Annotated in this window: 13 protein-coding genes; 6 read left to right on the top strand and 7 right to left on the bottom strand. The window is 60.7% G+C overall.

Features of this window, described 5'->3' with window-relative positions:
• Positions 1 to 25 precede the first annotated feature (25 nt).
• Positions 26 to 727 (top strand): membrane protein YczE, encoded by a 702-nt coding sequence (gene yczE, locus JOF28_RS13690; RefSeq protein WP_245189984.1) that lies wholly within the window; start codon positions 26 to 28, stop codon positions 725 to 727.
• Here the strand turns inward: yczE and JOF28_RS13685 are convergent.
• The 5 genes from JOF28_RS13685 to JOF28_RS13665 form a co-directional block, all read right to left on the bottom strand.
• Entirely contained in the window at positions 699 to 2117 is a 1419-nt protein-coding gene (locus JOF28_RS13685) for an APC family permease (RefSeq protein WP_209706374.1), read from the bottom strand. The genes yczE and JOF28_RS13685 overlap by 29 nt on opposite strands.
• Positions 2118 to 2383: 266 nt before the next feature.
• Positions 2384 to 3184: an ABC transporter permease gene (locus tag JOF28_RS13680; RefSeq protein ID WP_209706372.1), complete on the bottom strand. Its 801-nt coding sequence runs from the start codon at positions 3182 to 3184 to the stop codon at positions 2384 to 2386.
• On the bottom strand, positions 3181 to 4041 hold the full coding sequence (locus tag JOF28_RS13675) for an ABC transporter permease (RefSeq protein ID WP_209706370.1): 861 nt from the start codon (positions 4039 to 4041) through the stop codon (positions 3181 to 3183). Before JOF28_RS13675 ends, JOF28_RS13680 begins: the two co-directional genes overlap by 4 nt.
• An 11-nt stretch (positions 4042 to 4052) precedes the next feature.
• A complete protein-coding gene (locus JOF28_RS13670; protein WP_209706368.1) occupies positions 4053 to 5234 on the bottom strand; it encodes an ABC transporter ATP-binding protein in 1182 nt (393 codons plus the stop codon).
• A 3-nt stretch (positions 5235 to 5237) separates the two neighbouring features.
• A complete protein-coding gene (locus JOF28_RS13665; protein ID WP_209706367.1) occupies positions 5238 to 6446 on the bottom strand; it encodes an ABC transporter substrate-binding protein in 1209 nt (402 codons plus the stop codon).
• Positions 6447 to 6868: 422 nt separating this feature from the next.
• On the opposite strand from JOF28_RS13665, the gene JOF28_RS13660 reads away from it, so the two are divergent.
• Both JOF28_RS13660 and JOF28_RS13655 read left to right on the top strand, forming a co-directional pair.
• Entirely contained in the window at positions 6869 to 7336 is a 468-nt protein-coding gene (locus JOF28_RS13660) for an Lrp/AsnC family transcriptional regulator (protein WP_209706365.1), read from the top strand.
• A 2-nt stretch (positions 7337 to 7338) separates the two neighbouring features.
• A complete protein-coding gene (locus JOF28_RS13655) occupies positions 7339 to 8733 on the top strand; it encodes an aspartate aminotransferase family protein (RefSeq protein ID WP_209706363.1) in 1395 nt (464 codons plus the stop codon).
• A gap of 298 nt (positions 8734 to 9031) precedes the next feature.
• Here JOF28_RS13655 and JOF28_RS14625 read toward each other — a convergent pair whose 3' ends face one another.
• Positions 9032 to 9856 (bottom strand): endonuclease domain-containing protein, encoded by an 825-nt coding sequence (locus JOF28_RS14625; protein ID WP_245189982.1) that lies wholly within the window; start codon positions 9854 to 9856, stop codon positions 9032 to 9034.
• A 321-nt stretch (positions 9857 to 10177) separates the two neighbouring features.
• Positions 10178 to 10447, bottom strand: coding sequence for a 30S ribosomal protein S15 (gene rpsO / locus JOF28_RS13645; protein WP_209706362.1), 270 nt, complete (start codon positions 10445 to 10447; stop codon positions 10178 to 10180).
• A gap of 291 nt (positions 10448 to 10738) precedes the next feature.
• On the opposite strand from rpsO, the gene JOF28_RS13640 reads away from it, so the two are divergent.
• From JOF28_RS13640 to JOF28_RS13630, 3 genes are all read left to right on the top strand, one after another.
• Positions 10739 to 11971 (top strand): ammonium transporter, encoded by a 1233-nt coding sequence (locus JOF28_RS13640; RefSeq protein WP_209706360.1) that lies wholly within the window; start codon positions 10739 to 10741, stop codon positions 11969 to 11971.
• A 173-nt stretch (positions 11972 to 12144) separates the two neighbouring features.
• Complete coding sequence (locus JOF28_RS13635; protein ID WP_209706358.1) at positions 12145 to 12972, top strand: inositol monophosphatase family protein; 828 nt, start codon at positions 12145 to 12147, stop codon at positions 12970 to 12972.
• 425 nt (positions 12973 to 13397) lie between these two features.
• Positions 13398 to 14597, top strand: coding sequence for an ABC transporter substrate-binding protein (locus tag JOF28_RS13630; protein ID WP_209706356.1), 1200 nt, complete (start codon positions 13398 to 13400; stop codon positions 14595 to 14597).
• The last annotated feature ends 3 nt before the right edge of the window (positions 14598 to 14600 follow it).

Here is a 14600-nt window from a genome sequence, read left to right as displayed (position 1 = left end):
GGCCAGTTTCCAGTGGACTGCTCTCATGGTTCTTCGACTTTCACGCCTCGTCCCCGGGCTACTGCTCTATGGCATCGCCGATGCTTTCATGATGCGCGCTGAGCTGGGCGTGAGCCCGTGGCTGGTATTCAGCCAGGGCCTCTCGTCAGTGACGGGCATGAACATCGGATTGCTCACGAACCTCATCGGGCTAGTGGTACTGCTCGCTTGGATCCCGCTGAGGCAACGGCCCGGCATCGGGACCGTGCTCAACATCATGCTCGTGGGCCCGGGGCTCTCCCTGGGACTATGGCTGCTGCCGACTCCCGAGCTACTCGTCGTGCGCATTGGCTACTTTGTCTTCGGCCTACTGCTTCTCGCCGTCGCGAGCGGTATCTACATTGGTACGCATCTGGGCCCCGGCCCGCGTGACGGCCTCATGATCGGCATCCACGCTCGCTTTTGGACGCCGCTGTGGCTGGCTCGTACTGGGGTTGAGGTAACGGTGCTCGCCGTGGGTTGGGTGTTCGGCGGCGATGTGGGTCTGGGCACCGTCGCATTTGCGCTACTGATCGGGCCGCTGTGCGGGTTCACGCTGCCGTTCTTTGACCCGGCACTCAGGCGCTCTGGCAAAACGCCAACGCCCCGCCCGGAAGCGGGCGAGGCGTTGGCGTCAGACGGAGCAGAGTCAGATCAGTCCAAGGAAGTTACCGAGGGCTCTACTGTTCGTCGAGCGGAATCTTGTTGAAGCCGGTGACGGGCTGATCTTCATCGAAGGACGCCACCTTCTTCTTGAAGCCCTTGGTGAGGAACAAGAGGTAGCCCAGCCCGATGAGGGTCCAAGCCACGCCGCCGATGAGGGCGTCGAGGTGGAGGTTGACCCACAAGATCACCGTCATGCCGAAGCCGATGAGCGGCATCACAATGTACTTGAAGATGTCGCGCGGCGTCTTGCGGCGGCCCTTGCGAATCGCAAACCACGCGATCACCGAGATGTTCACGAACGAGAACGCGATGAGTGCGCCGTAGTTAATGAACGCGGCGATCATTTCGAGGGTGAACGCGACCGCGAGCATGCACACGACACCGGTGAGCACGATGTTGAACGTGGGGGTGTGCGTCTTCGCATTGATGAAGCCGAAGTACTTCTTGGGGAGCACGTTGTTGCGGCCCATTACGAGCAGCATGCGCGATACCGAGGCGTGCGAGGCGAGGCCCGACGCGAGGGTGGCCGCAAACCCGGCCGCGGTCAGCACAGCCATCAGCACGGGGCCACCCACGGCCTCGCCCATCAGCGGCAGGGTGGAGTCTTCGATGAACTGCATGTCGCCACCGGGTGCGAACTCTTCCCATGCGGGGAAGCGCAGCTGTGCGAAGTAGCCGGCGATCAAGAAGATGGCGCCGCCCAATGCCACCGTGAGCAGCAGGGCGCGGGGTACGAGCTTGGGGCTGCGTGCCTCTTCGACGTACATGGTGACGGCGTCAAAGCCGATGAACGAGAAGCACACGATCGTCGCGCCCATGAGCACGGCGCTCGCGGTCACACCGTCGTGGAAGAACGGCTGCATGTCGGCGACCGAGCCCACGCCCTCGCCGCCTGCGAGCTGTGCCCACACCATCACGATGAAGACGGCCATCACGATGATCGAGAAGACGAGCAGAATGCCGTTGAGGTTTGAGGTGCCGCGCATCGTGAGGTAGATCACGCTGGTGGTGAGCACGCAGTAGGCGACGACCCAGATCCAGCCGGGTACACCGGGGAAGATGGCTTCGAGGTAGCTGCGAATGATGAGGCAGTTCACCATGGGCAACAGCATGTAGTCGATGAGTGAGGTCCAGCCGACCAAGAACCCGACGTTGGGGTGCATGGATTCGCGCACGTAGGTGTAGGCCGAGCCTGCGCTGGGAATTGCGCCCGCCATTTTGCCGTAGCTGATCGCGGTGAACACCATCACGATGAGGGCTACGAGGTAGGCCAGGGGCACCACGTTGTTGGTGTCGCGCGCGACCATCCCAAAGGTGTCAAACACCACGGTGGGCGTCATGTATCCCAGGCCCAGGCCGACGATGGCCCACAACCCCAGATTGCGCTTGAGATTCGCCCCCTTGGCGACTCCCTTAACTGCCGTTTTCGACATTACTTCTCCTTCACGATCTTCGTGATCGCGCCAGAGGCTTCTTCGCCTCTTTGCGCAGTAGTTATGCGGGCGACTACGCCTGCACAAGGTTTCATCTTGTCGCGCAGACACGCCCGAACGCAAAGCGACACGCACGCTATCGAACGATGTTCATTTTGAATGCCGGATCCGGCCAAGTTTCCGTAGAATTCTCGCCAAAACGTCAGTAACAACGACGAGGGGCGAGGAATACATCCCCGCCCCTCGTATTCGCTTCGCCCGGCTTGCTACTGTCGAGCGAGTCGTTTCTGCTTGTTAATGTTCAGCACCTGCACGATGATCACGAGCAGCAGTGCGCTAATAAACACGATCGATGCCAGCACGTTGGCTTGCGCGGGCACACCCTTCAGCGCCGACACATAAATGAACTTCGGGAAGGTCGTTGACGTGCCTGAGTTGAAGTTCGTGATGATGAAGTCATCAAACGAGAGCGCGAAGCTGAGCAGCGCCGCCCCGATGATGCCGGGCAGCAGCATTGGAAAGGTGATGCGCCAAAACACCTGGCTGGGCGGCGCATAGAGATCACGCCCAGCCTCTTCAATGGCGGGATTCAGGCTGGCCACGCGCGCCTTCACCGCCACCACCACGTACGAAATACAGAACATGGTGTGGGCCAGAATGATCGTGCCGATGCCCTTCTCAACGCCCGCGAGCAAGAACTGTGCCGCGAGCCCTGCGCCGAGCACCACCTCGGGGGTGGCCATCGGCGTGAACAGCAACAGGCTAATCGTGGAGCGAAACTTGAAGCGGTAGCGCACGAGCGCCAGCGCGATCATGGTGCCGAGCACCGTCGCCACCACGGTCGCGACCACGCCCACGAGAATACTGTTACCAAACGCGGTGCACACCTGGGGTGCGCCACACGGATTCTGCCAGTTATCGAGCGTGAAGCCCTTCCACAAAATGTTGCTGCGGCCAGCGTCGTTAAACGAGAACAGGATGACGTGCACGATGGGGGTGAGCAGGAAGATCAGCGTGATCGCGCTGACCACCGGCACAAATGCTTTACCGAGACTGAATGATTTCACAGCAGATCCTCCGCCCCACTCTTCTTCACATAGGTCGCGACGATGATCAAGATGATGACCATCAGCACGATCGATAGCGAGGCCGCCATCGGGTAGTTCTGTGTCTGCAAGAAGTTCGATTCGATGACGTTACCGATCATCGTGGTCTCGGTGCTACCCAAGAACTCGCGCGAGGCGCTGACGTAGTCGCCCGCCATCGGAATAAAGCTCAGCAGCGTGCCCGAAACCACTCCGGGGATCGACAGCGGCAGCGTCACCCGCCGAAACACGGTGAGCGGTGACGCGTAGAGGTCGCTGCCCGCTTCGACGAGGCGCAAATCGAGTGCCTGCAGCGACGCATACATGGGCAGCACCATGAACGGAATGAAGTTGTACACCAGACCCAAAATCACTGAGAAGTGCGTGCCGACGAGTTCACTCGGCAGCAGCGACTTCCAGGCCAGGGTGCGCAGCAGGAAGCTGATGAAGAACGGAGCGATGACCAAGATCAGCAGCACGCCCTGCAGCATCGGCTTCGACCGAACCTTCACACCGATGAGGTACGCCAGCGGGTAGCTGATGAGCAGCCCGATGAGCGTCGCCGACAACGCATAGATAAAGGAACGGGTGATTTGCGGCCAATACTCTTGAATCGCTGTCCAGTAGTTCGAGAATTGCATCGCCGAAACATACTGTCCGATGCCGCCTCCGGCATCGGGGGCTTGCAGTGAGGTCAAAATGAGCTGAATAAACGGCGCCACGAAAAACAGCAGCATGTAGGCGATACCCGGGGCCAGCAGCACGAGTGCGATCAGCCCCTTCTTTTTGGGGGCCTGATCCACACTCTTCGTGTTCGCAGAGAAAGCGGTGAGTGCCATGATGGTCTCCCTTACTCGGCGAGCGCAGCTTGGGCGGCGATCGCCCGCGTCGAGAAGTCGGCGGTCAGCGCCCCCGTATCGAGGCGGTCATCAGCCAATCCGAACGTGTGCTCTGCCAACCAGCTCAGCCACACCTCATCCCCGGCCCGCGCGGCAGGCCCGGCATCCACGTTCTGCGCAAACACCTGTACCTCCCCCGACCCAGGAACTTCGACGGTGTACTGCGTGCTCACGCCAATGAACGACACATCAGTGATGCGGCCAGGGCCCACCACGTTCACGCCGGCATCCACCGGCGGTGCCTCGAAGTGCAGCCGCAGCTTCTCGGGGCGCACGCCAACCGTAATATCGCCGCTGTCGCGCTGGCTGCGCGAACGCAGCAACGAAATACGGTTGCCGTTGAGGTCGGTGTGAATGACGCTCTCGGTACTGCCCGCCACCGTCACCGAGAACAGGTTCGACTGCCCGAGAAAGTTTGCCACGAACACGGTACGCGGCAGCTCATAGAGCTCTTCGGGGGCGCCCATCTGCTCGATCCGGCCCTTATTCATCACCGCGACCGTGTCGGCCATGGTCATTGCTTCTTCTTGATCGTGGGTGACGTGCAAGAACGTGAGCCCGACCTCCTGCTGAATTTGCTTCAGCTCGTGCTGCATCTGACGACGCAGTTTCAGGTCGAGCGCGCCCAGCGGCTCATCGAGCAGCAGCAGCGCTGGCCGGTTCACCACGGCACGGGCCAGCGCCACACGCTGCTGCTGGCCGCCCGACAACTGCGCCGGTTTGCGGTCTGCCAGGTGATCTAGCTCCACCAGGCGCAGCGCCTCGTGGGCCTTTTCCACCGGTGAACCGATCTTGCGACGGCGCAGCCCAAACGCGACGTTCTCAAGGATCGACATGTGGGGAAACAGGGCGTACGACTGAAACACTGTGTTGACGGGGCGCTTGTGCGGCTTCAATGAGGTGACGTCTTTGCCACCCAACAAAATGCGCCCCTCGGTGGGATCCTCAAGACCGGCGACCAAGCGCAGCGTGGTCGTTTTGCCGCAGCCCGAGGGTCCCAGCAGCGCGAAAAATGATCCGGCGGGGATCGTTAGATCGATGTGCTCGATCGCCGTGAACCCGGGGAATCGTTTCTGAATGCCCACCAGTTCAAGGTCGGCCCCCGCCTCTGCGAATGAAGTTGAGATTGCCATGCCTTATAGCCCCAGTACGTTCTGAAATTCGGTGGAGTATTTCTTGTCTTCGGCCGCGGTGAGCGTGCGGAACGAGTGCAGGTTCTCCCAGTCCTTCTCGCTCGGAAAGATCAGCGGGTTATCGGCGTTCTCGGGATTGAGCTTCTGCATCGCCTCTTGCGTCCCCTTGACCGGCGGCACGAACGTGGCATAGTCAGCCACCTGCGCCATCACTTCGGGGTCGTAGTAGTAGTTGATGAGCTCCTCAACCTTGGCCTTGTTTTCCTTCGAGGTGCCGTTGGGCACGGTGAACGAGTCAGACGCGATCATGCCGCCAGACTCGGGCACCTCCATCGTCCACTGGTTGTCGTTTTCGACGTTGAGCATGATGACATCGCCCGTCCACGCCATCGCCGCGAGCGTGTCGCCGCGCTGCAGATCTTGGGTGTACGAGTTGCCCTTAATGTTCTTGATCTGGCCACTGTCGATGGCGTCGCTGAGCCACGCGAGCGACTCGTCGAACTCTTTGTCGCCCCACTGGCCGGCAGGATCGTATCCGAGGCCCGAAAGAATCATGCCCATGGTGTCACGCATCTCAGAGAGCACGCCCACCTTGCCCTTGAGCTCGGGGCGCAAGAAGTCATCGAGAGTTTTGATGCCCTTCGGCACCGCCTCGGTGTTCCACACCCATCCCGAAGCCGGCAGCTGCCACGGCACAGAGAATTTACGGCCCGGATCAACATCGAGCGCATCCCACTGGCTATCGACCAGGTTCTTGGTCACGTTGGGCAGGTTCGCGTAATCGAACTCTTGCACCTCGTTGGCCTCGATAATGCGGGCGTTGATCCAGTCGGTGAGGGTGATCGTGTCGTAACCGGTGAACTGGCCGAGCTTCAGCTGATCCTTGATCTTGCCGTAGAACGTGTTGTTGTCATCGATATCTTCGATGTATTGCACGTCGAAGCCGGCCTGCTCCATGAATGCTTCGAGCGTCGGGTTCGTGTCGGTGTCTGCGTCGTAGTCGAGGTAGTAGGTCCAGTTGCCCCAGACGATCCCTTTGCTGTCGCCACCACCGCCACCTCCTCCCCCAGCACATGAGGCGAGGCCGAGCGCGCCTGCGCCGGCACCCGCTGCAGCAACGCCGCGCAAGAGCTGGCGTCGGTTGAGCTGTGCGCCACGGATCAGCTGCACAATGTTGCGCACGATCGGGTCTTCGGGAAGCGGACGATTCATGAGATATCTCCCTTGGTTCTCACAGGCGAAATCCGCATTTCGCGCGATCGGCAACGTTGCCGATTCGTGCCTCGAATATGTCACAGAGTGTGACTTCTTGCAAAGCGAATCGGCGGCGAGACGATGAATCTTCACGAAACAGTTACTTTCGCGTAGCATCACGACGAAATCTGCCGCCTACGCAAGGCAAAACAAGCGCATCCGAAGCTGTTTTTCTCGTTCGAGGGCGCCCTAAAAGGTAAACACGCAGCAAATTGCGGCGCCGCCCTCTTCTGAGATCAGGGCCCGATTGGTACAGTTTCAATGAGTTCGCAGCTCATTCGCTCGCTATTTCATGCCAGAATGGCGGGATCCGCTTAAATTCCCGAATGATTCTTCGGATTCCTTTGCTTTTTCAGGTTTTGACTGCAAGAATCAGTAGCGTGAGCAACAAACGCACGCTTTCAGCGCTTGACGAAACGTCGAAGGCCATCATCGAGCAACTTCAGCGCGATGGTCGCCGATCGTACGCAGAAATCGGAAAGGCGGTCGGCCTCAGCGAGGCCGCCGTCCGCCAACGTGTGCAAAAGCTCACGGATGCCGGAGTCATGCAGATTGTCGCTGTCACCGATCCCATGCGGCTCGGTTTCAATCGACAAGCCATGCTCGGTATCCGCGTTTCCGGAGACACCCGAATCGTTGCAGACCTCCTCGCGGAGATGCCAGAGATCAGTTACGTCGTGCTTAGCGCGGGGTCCTTTGACATCCTTGCCGAAGTGGTGTGTGAAGACGACGACGGCCTCATCGAGCTTCTCAACGAGAAGATCCGCGGAATCGAGGGGGTCTCTTCAACCGAGAGCTTCCTCTACCTCCAACTCACCAAACAGAAATACGACTGGGGAACACGATAACCATGTCATTTGATCCAGCAGCCGCGGTAGACACCGCCGCCCTTCAGGCCTCGGCCAAGAAGCACATGTGGCCGCACTTCACCAACCGCAAGGTACTTGATGACGGCATCCCCGTCGTCACCCGTGCCGAGGGACACCACATCTACGATGCTGCAGGCAAGCAGTACATCGATGGCCTTTCAGGTCTCTTCGTGGTCAACGCTGGCCACGGCCGCGACCGCATCGTTCAGGCTGCTGCAAAGCAGATGAAGCAGCTCGACTTCATGCCGATCTGGTCGTACGCGCACCCCGCAGCAGTAGAGCTGTCGGAGCGCCTCGCTGGCTACGCTCCCGGTCAGATGAACAAGGTGTTCTTCACCACCGGCGGCGGCGAAGCCGTTGAGTCTGCCTTCAAGCTGGCGAAGCACTACTGGAAGATCCAGGGTCGTCCGATGAAGCACAAGGTCATCTCGCGTGCAGTTGCTTACCACGGCACCCCTCAGGGCGCCCTGGCGATCACCGGCATCCCCGACATGAAGAAGTTCTACGAGCCCTTGACTCCCGGTGGTCACCGCGTTCCGAACACGAACTTCTACCGTGCCAACGAGATGGGCGCACCCTCGAACGACATCGAGGCCTTCGGCCAGTGGGCTGCAAACCGCATTGAGGAGGCCATCCTCTTCGAGGGCGAAGACACCGTTGCTGCCGTCTTCCTCGAGCCGGTACAGAACTCGGGCGGTTGCTTCCCGCCGCCCCCCGGATACTTCAAGCGCGTGCGCGAGATCTGCGACCAGTACGACGTACTGCTCGTGTCGGATGAGGTCATCTGCGCCTACGGCCGCGTTGGCGACTTCTTCGCGTCGAAGGCTCTCGGTTACGAGCCCGACATCATCACCTCGGCGAAGGGCCTGACCTCAGGTTACGTTCCCCTCGGCGCGATGATCGTCTCGGACAAGGTATCGGAGCCGTTCAACTCGGTCGAGAACACCTTCTACCACGGCTTCACGTTCGCTGGTCACCCGGCGGCAGCTGCTGCGGCCCTCGAGAACCTCGACATCTTCGAGGAAGAGGACCTCAACGGCCGCGTGCGCGAGAACAGCCCGCTGTTCCGTGCCGAGCTCGAGAAGCTGCTCGACATCGACATCGTCGGTGACGTTCGTGGCGAGGGCTACTTCTTCGGTATCGAGCTTGTCAAGGACAAGGCCACCAAGGAGACGTTCAACGCTGAAGAGTCGGATCGCCTGCTGCGCGATTACCTCTCACCCGCACTGTGGGAGGCCGGCCTCTACTGCCGCGCTGACGACCGTGGAGACCCCGTTATCCAGCTTGCTCCCCCGTTGACCATTGGTCCGGAGCAGTTCGCTGAAATCGGCGGCATCCTGCGCAGCGTCCTGAAGGACGCTTCGTCGAAGATCTAACGATCGCATAAGTAATGGCCTCTTCGCTTCGGCGGGGAGGCCATTACTTGTTTCTGGGGTGGGTGGGGTGCCCCGCTGCCCACTCACTCCGGAGAACTCAATTATATCGGAGCCCCGCCCGCATATTCTTCCGGTTTTACTCAAAGCTCCGGTTGTAGCGATAGCTCCGGATCACGCTGTAGCTCCACAAGCATTTCTTTGCTCAGCTGCATGCGCCTCTCAGCGGCGCAACGCTCACGGCAACGCATGTGCACACCCCAGCCGATACAGCGCATTCCCCGCACGCCAGCAGCAGGGTTCACGCACGGTGAAGCCCCTGCGCCACCGCACGCAGAATGAGATCCTGCACCGATGGCCATTGCCGCATCACCTGGTCGTATCCCACACGCATCACGGTGTATCCGTTGAGCGCGAGCCGCGCATCGTGTGCAATGTCCGAGGTGCGTTGCTGACCCACATGAGTGCCGCCATCAATTTGCACGATGAGGCGCTCCCCCACAAGCAAATCGACGCAGTGCCCAAGCACCCATATTTGCGCACGAATCTGTAATCGAAACCGCTTCAGGCGTCGTTTCACGTAGGTCTCGAGCCCCGAGTCTGAATACGGCTCAACTTCCCTAAGCAGGTCCTTCGCCCGCCCGGTGAATGGCACCCGTTGTAACTCAGATATCTCGGTGAGTCCTTTGTTCAGCGCAGAATTCCACACGGCCAGTGCGTCCTCAGCTGGCAAGCACCTTGCCACCATCGCCAACATGTCTACCAAAGAGTCTTCCAACCGATGTGGGTCACGCGGAACAATCGGCTTGTTCCAATGCAAACGCAGCCTCTGATCGCTCGGGCGTTTGGCCTGGGGATCAAGCCGCAGGTGCACCGTCTGCTCTGCGGAAGTAGTCCAGAGCCCGAGACGCCGGGCTTGTGTCACGCACGTCAGCACTCCCGAGTGTTGGGCGGCAAGGACCAACTCCGGCGCCGCGTCGGGGGCCGCGAGCCAGCCCCGCCTCACCCGCACGAGCTTATGCTCCGCGCACAGCTGTCTTAATCGGGCGTAGCTGAACCCTTCATCGAGCACCACCCGCGAGGGCGCCAGAGCACCATTTCGCTTGAGAACAGTTTCCACTTGCATACTGCCATGCTCGCGCACCCCGCACCTGCATGCGGGTTATCCCCACGCAAAGCAGAAAGCATGACTGAATTGTCAGCGAAGGCAGGCTGTGAGCGCCTCGTCGAGACAGCGCGGCAGGCCTCCCAAGCCATGCAGCAACTCAGGAGCTTGCAGTAATTACGGACGAAACTAGCGCCGGGGCTCCGGAGTTACTAAATGTTCCGGAGTTGCTGCGCGAATTCCACGCAAAACCCGCCCCAAACACCCCCGCACGCACAAAAACGCCCCTCACCCGAAGGTGAGAGGCGTTCAGCGTTCGGTAATTACCGAGTTCGCAGCAACTTAGCGGCGCAGGCCGAGACGCTCGATGAGCGTACGGTAACGTGCAATGTCTACCTTTGCGAGGTAGCCAAGGAGGCGGCGACGCTGGCCAACGAGCAGCAGCAGACCACGACGTGAGTGGTGATCGTGCTTGTGCTCCTTGAGGTGCTCGGTCAGGTCCTTGATGCGCTGCGTGAGCATTGCGACCTGAACCTCGGGGGAACCGGTGTCGCCGGGCTTGGTTGCGTACTCATCGATGATCGCCTGCTTGACAGTTGCTTCCAGTGCCATAGGGATCCCCTTTCAATTGCTGCGCGGCGCCGTCAGCGGGATGCTGGGGCTCTCTTAATCCGCGGCCGTTTACACGGCAACCTTGCAACCCTATCATTTCTGGCACGCAACCGCACGTTTCCCGCCCGAGATGGCCCACCCCGACCACAGGAGCATCCGCTGTCGCCAACACGAAACACAATTGTGACGCCGACGATACGGCAGAGAGACGCCTGCGAAACACCGCTCCCGCACACTGGTTTTACGGAATCAATCTCGGCTTCTTCCGAGAGAATGGGCGGTAAACAACTCATGGAACTCACTCCGCAAGATGTGTGGATGCTTGCGAGCACCGCACTCGTTCTCATCATGACCCCGGGCCTCGCGCTCTTCTACGGCGGCCTCGTGCGTGTGCGCTCCGTCGTCAACATGATGCTCTTCAGTCTCAGCGCCATGGGCGTCGTTGGGGTGCTCTGGATCCTCTTCGGTTACAGCATGAACTACTTCGCTCCCGGCGAGAGCGGCTTCGCCGGCAGCCCGTTTAAAGACTTCGGCCTCCTCAACACCGATCCCGCCGACTTCATTGGTATCGGCTTCGGCGCCGTGTTCGCCATGATCACCGCCGCGCTCATCTCGGGTGCGATCGCCGATCGCGTCGGCCTCGGTTCGTGGGTGCTGTTCACGGGCGTCTGGTCGACCTTCGTCTACTTCCCCGTCGCCGCATGGGTGTGGGGCGGCGGCTGGATTCAAACTCTCGGCTCCTCCCTGGGCTTGCCCGAGGTCATCGACCTCGCCGGCGGTACCGTGATCCACATCAATGCTGGCGCAGCTGCCCTGGCGCTTGCGATCGTCGTGGGCAAGCGCATCGGGTTTGGTCCCGGATCCCACAAGCCCCACAGCATCCCCCTCGTCACGATTGGTGCGGCGCTGCTGTGGTTTGGGTGGATTGGTTTCAACTCGGGCCTCGCCACCGAGACCGGTGAGGCTGGCCTCATTCTCATCAACACCCTCGGCGCTCCCGCAGCTGGCATCGTCGGCTGGATCATCATCGATGTGATGCGCGGCAAGAAGCCCGGTGTCATCGGCGCCGCCTCGGGTGCCGTCGCCGGCCTCGTGGCCATCACCCCCTCGGCCGCGAACCTGTCACCGCTGTGGGCACTGCTGCTCGGGCTCGTCGCTGGCTTCGCTTGCGCCTACGCCATCGATTGGAAGTACCGCCTCGGTTACGACGATTCGCTCGACGTGGTCGGCCTGCACCTGGTCGCCGGTGTGATTGGTTCGCTCTACCTCGGCTTCTTCGCCTTCGATGACGGCCTCTTCACCGGCGGCAATGGCGGACTGCTGTTGGTCCAGGCCATCTCGGTAGTGGCCGTAGCCGTCTACTCCTTCGTGGTCTCCCTCATCATCGCGCTGGGAGTGAAGGCCCTAACCGGCCTCCGCGTCCCCCAGACCGTTGAGGAAGAGGGCATTGATGCACTGCACCACGGTGAAGAAGCGTACGCCTACGCCACGCCCGCCGAGGAGGCGCAGGCTGCGCTGCGCTAGCTCACTCACCACATAACATCGCATCACCACGCTGATGCGTCCAAGCGACCGTGCTGGGTTTCACCGGCGCAGCACAGCACGGTTCTACGCAACACCGCAATACCGCACCACTTTTCGGGGCGGAACCAGCAACTTGGTTCCGCCCCGAAATGCGTGCGAGATAGGCTCTTGGCATGACTGTTCAGCCCGCATATGACGCCTCCCCCGAGTCCCTCGCACTCATCGCGACCACCATCGCCCGCACCGTTGGTGCCCGCATTCACGAGCTGCGCGCCCGCGGGGTTGACGTCGCAGCCGCAAAGTCGAGCGCGGTCGATATCGTCACCGAGGCCGACCGCGAGGCCGAGCGCATCATCACCGAGGCACTGCGCGAAGCACGCCCCAATGACGGCGTGGTCGGCGAAGAGGGCACGGGCATCGAGGGCACGACCGGCATCACCTGGGTCGTAGACCCGATCGATGGCACGGTCAATTACCTCTACAACCTGCCGATGTACACCGTGAGCATCGCGGCCACCGTCGCCGACGCGACCGCGTATGCCGACGGCCGACGCGCGATCGCGGGCGCCGTCTACAACCCCAGCTCCGACGAAATGTTCGAGGCATTTGAGGGCGGTGGTGCTCGTCTCAACGGCTCGCCGATCACTCCCACCGGCAACACCGATCTCGCGACGTCGCTTGTGGCGACCGGCTTCGGTTACACCGTCGAACGGCGCACCATGCAGGGCGAGATCGCGCACCGTCTCCTCCCCCAGGTGCGCGATATTCGCCGCCTGGGTTCGGCCGCGAACGACCTGTGCATGGTCGCGTGCGGCCGCGTCGACGCGTACTACGAGATTGGCCTGCAGCCGTGGGACTACGCCGCTGGCGTGCTCATCGCCACCGAGGCCGGCGTCACCATCATCGGAGCGCACGACAACCAGGCCCCTGGTGAACCCTTCATGTTTGTGGGCGACGCGGGTCTCGTGCACACGCTGCGCACGCAGGTGCTCGGGGCGTAGCAGGTCAGATAATGCTTGATTTCCTAGATAGTCCCATTCTTTGGCTCATACTCGGGGCTTTTAGTTTGTTCATCGTCTATGTTGAGATGCCTCCGAAAGTGAACAAAAAGAACGGCAAAAAGATATCTTTAGGACAACGTTTGTCAAGATTGAGTCGTACCGGTTGGGGTTTTCTGATTCCGGGAATTTTGTTTCCAATTGGAGCAGTAGCTGGATTGATTCCCGATTTTTAGCTCTGAACTTTGGACGCGCTCCTCAGCGTTCTTAGCGAGCCCGCTGTGAGAGTTTCCGCAACCTAACCCACCATCAGCCGGGACCATAACGACCCAGAACGTAACGGTTCGGGGCGACACCCTCCCTTTCGATCAGCGAGTGTGTCATGATGAATGACAACAACGTCGTTCGTCGTTTCCAAGGGAGGAAACATGTCGCCCCGTTCGCAAGAGCCCATCGTTCTTGAACTGGTCAATCGCATCCGTTCCGCGCAGCTCGGCCGCAGGCAGTTACTGCGCGGCGGCGCACTGGGCGCGGCCCTACTGGGCACCGGCGCCCTCAGCGCCTGCGCCGGATCTGGTGGCCCGGGCGATGGCTCAGCCGGCAATCTGCGCTGGGCCAACTGGACCTACTACCTCGATTACGACGAGGAAACGGGCAGCATGCTCTCGCTCGACGCGTTCATGGAGAAGACCAACATTTCGGTCGAGTACTTCGAAGACGTCGACGATAACAACACGTTCCTCGCCAAAATCAAGGATCAGCTCAAGCTCGAGCAAGACACCGGCTACGACGTGTTCTGCCTCACCGATTCGTCACTCGTGCGGCCGTTCGAACTCGGTCAGCTGCAAAAGTTCGACCGCTCACTGCTGCCCAATGTGAACGGCAACATGATCGAAATGGTGCAGCACGCATCCTTTGATCCGGATCGCCAGTCGTCGATCCCCTACCAAGCCGGCATGACCGGGCTGTGCTACAACACCCAGCTCTACCCGCAGGGAGTCGAAACGGTCGCCGATCTGTGGCGCCCCGATCTCAAGGGCAAGGTCAGCCTATTGAGCGAGCAGGGCGACACCATCGGACTGCTGATGCTCGAGCAGGGCGTCGACATCACCGGTGACTGGGGCGAAGACGAGTTCAACGCGGCCCTCGAGGTCGTGAAGAAGCAGCTGCGCGATCGCCAGGTGTTCAACGTCAAGGGCAACTCGTACACACAAGACCTGCAGAAGGGCGATGTGCTCGCCGGCATGTGCTGGTCTGGCGATATTGCAATGCTCAATGACGAAGAGGGCGAAGAGGTATGGAAGTTTGTGGTGCCCGAGGCGGGCGCCCCGCTCTTCATCGATTCGTTCTGCATGCCGCTCGCCACCGACGCCACCGACCAGGTGCATGAGCTCGTGAACTACTACTACGAGCCCGAGGTGGCCGCCCAGGTCGCCGAGTACGTGCAGTACGTGACGCCGGTCGCCGGTGCCCGCGAGGCGATGGAAAAGATCAACCCCGAGCTCGCGACCAACACCCTGATTTTCCCCGACGAAGAGATGTCGAGCCGCATCTTCGACATGCGCTCGCTCACGTCTGAGGAAGATAACCGTTACTCGCAGGCCTTCCAGAAGGCGCTCGGCAACTAGCGA

This window comes from Leucobacter exalbidus, assembly GCF_017834145.1.
In the GTDB taxonomy this organism is placed as follows: domain Bacteria; phylum Actinomycetota; class Actinomycetes; order Actinomycetales; family Microbacteriaceae; genus Leucobacter; species Leucobacter exalbidus.
This window is presented reverse-complemented; position numbering and strand designations above follow the sequence as displayed.

Coding starts and splice junctions, on each gene's coding strand:
- yczE (WP_245189984.1), top strand. CDS start 26: ATGGTTCTTCGACTTTCACGCCTCGTCCCCGGGCTACTGCTCTATGGC.
- JOF28_RS13685 (WP_209706374.1), bottom strand. CDS start 2,117: ATGTCGAAAACGGCAGTTAAGGGAGTCGCCAAGGGGGCGAATCTCAAG.
- JOF28_RS13675 (WP_209706370.1), bottom strand. CDS start 4,041: ATGGCACTCACCGCTTTCTCTGCGAACACGAAGAGTGTGGATCAGGCC.
- JOF28_RS13670 (WP_209706368.1), bottom strand. CDS start 5,234: ATGGCAATCTCAACTTCATTCGCAGAGGCGGGGGCCGACCTTGAACTG.
- JOF28_RS13665 (WP_209706367.1), bottom strand. CDS start 6,446: ATGAATCGTCCGCTTCCCGAAGACCCGATCGTGCGCAACATTGTGCAG.
- JOF28_RS13655 (WP_209706363.1), top strand. CDS start 7,339: ATGTCATTTGATCCAGCAGCCGCGGTAGACACCGCCGCCCTTCAGGCC.
- JOF28_RS14625 (WP_245189982.1), bottom strand. CDS start 9,856: ATGCAAGTGGAAACTGTTCTCAAGCGAAATGGTGCTCTGGCGCCCTCG.
- rpsO (WP_209706362.1), bottom strand. CDS start 10,447: ATGGCACTGGAAGCAACTGTCAAGCAGGCGATCATCGATGAGTACGCA.
- JOF28_RS13640 (WP_209706360.1), top strand. CDS start 10,739: ATGGAACTCACTCCGCAAGATGTGTGGATGCTTGCGAGCACCGCACTC.
- JOF28_RS13635 (WP_209706358.1), top strand. CDS start 12,145: ATGACTGTTCAGCCCGCATATGACGCCTCCCCCGAGTCCCTCGCACTC.
- JOF28_RS13630 (WP_209706356.1), top strand. CDS start 13,398: ATGTCGCCCCGTTCGCAAGAGCCCATCGTTCTTGAACTGGTCAATCGC.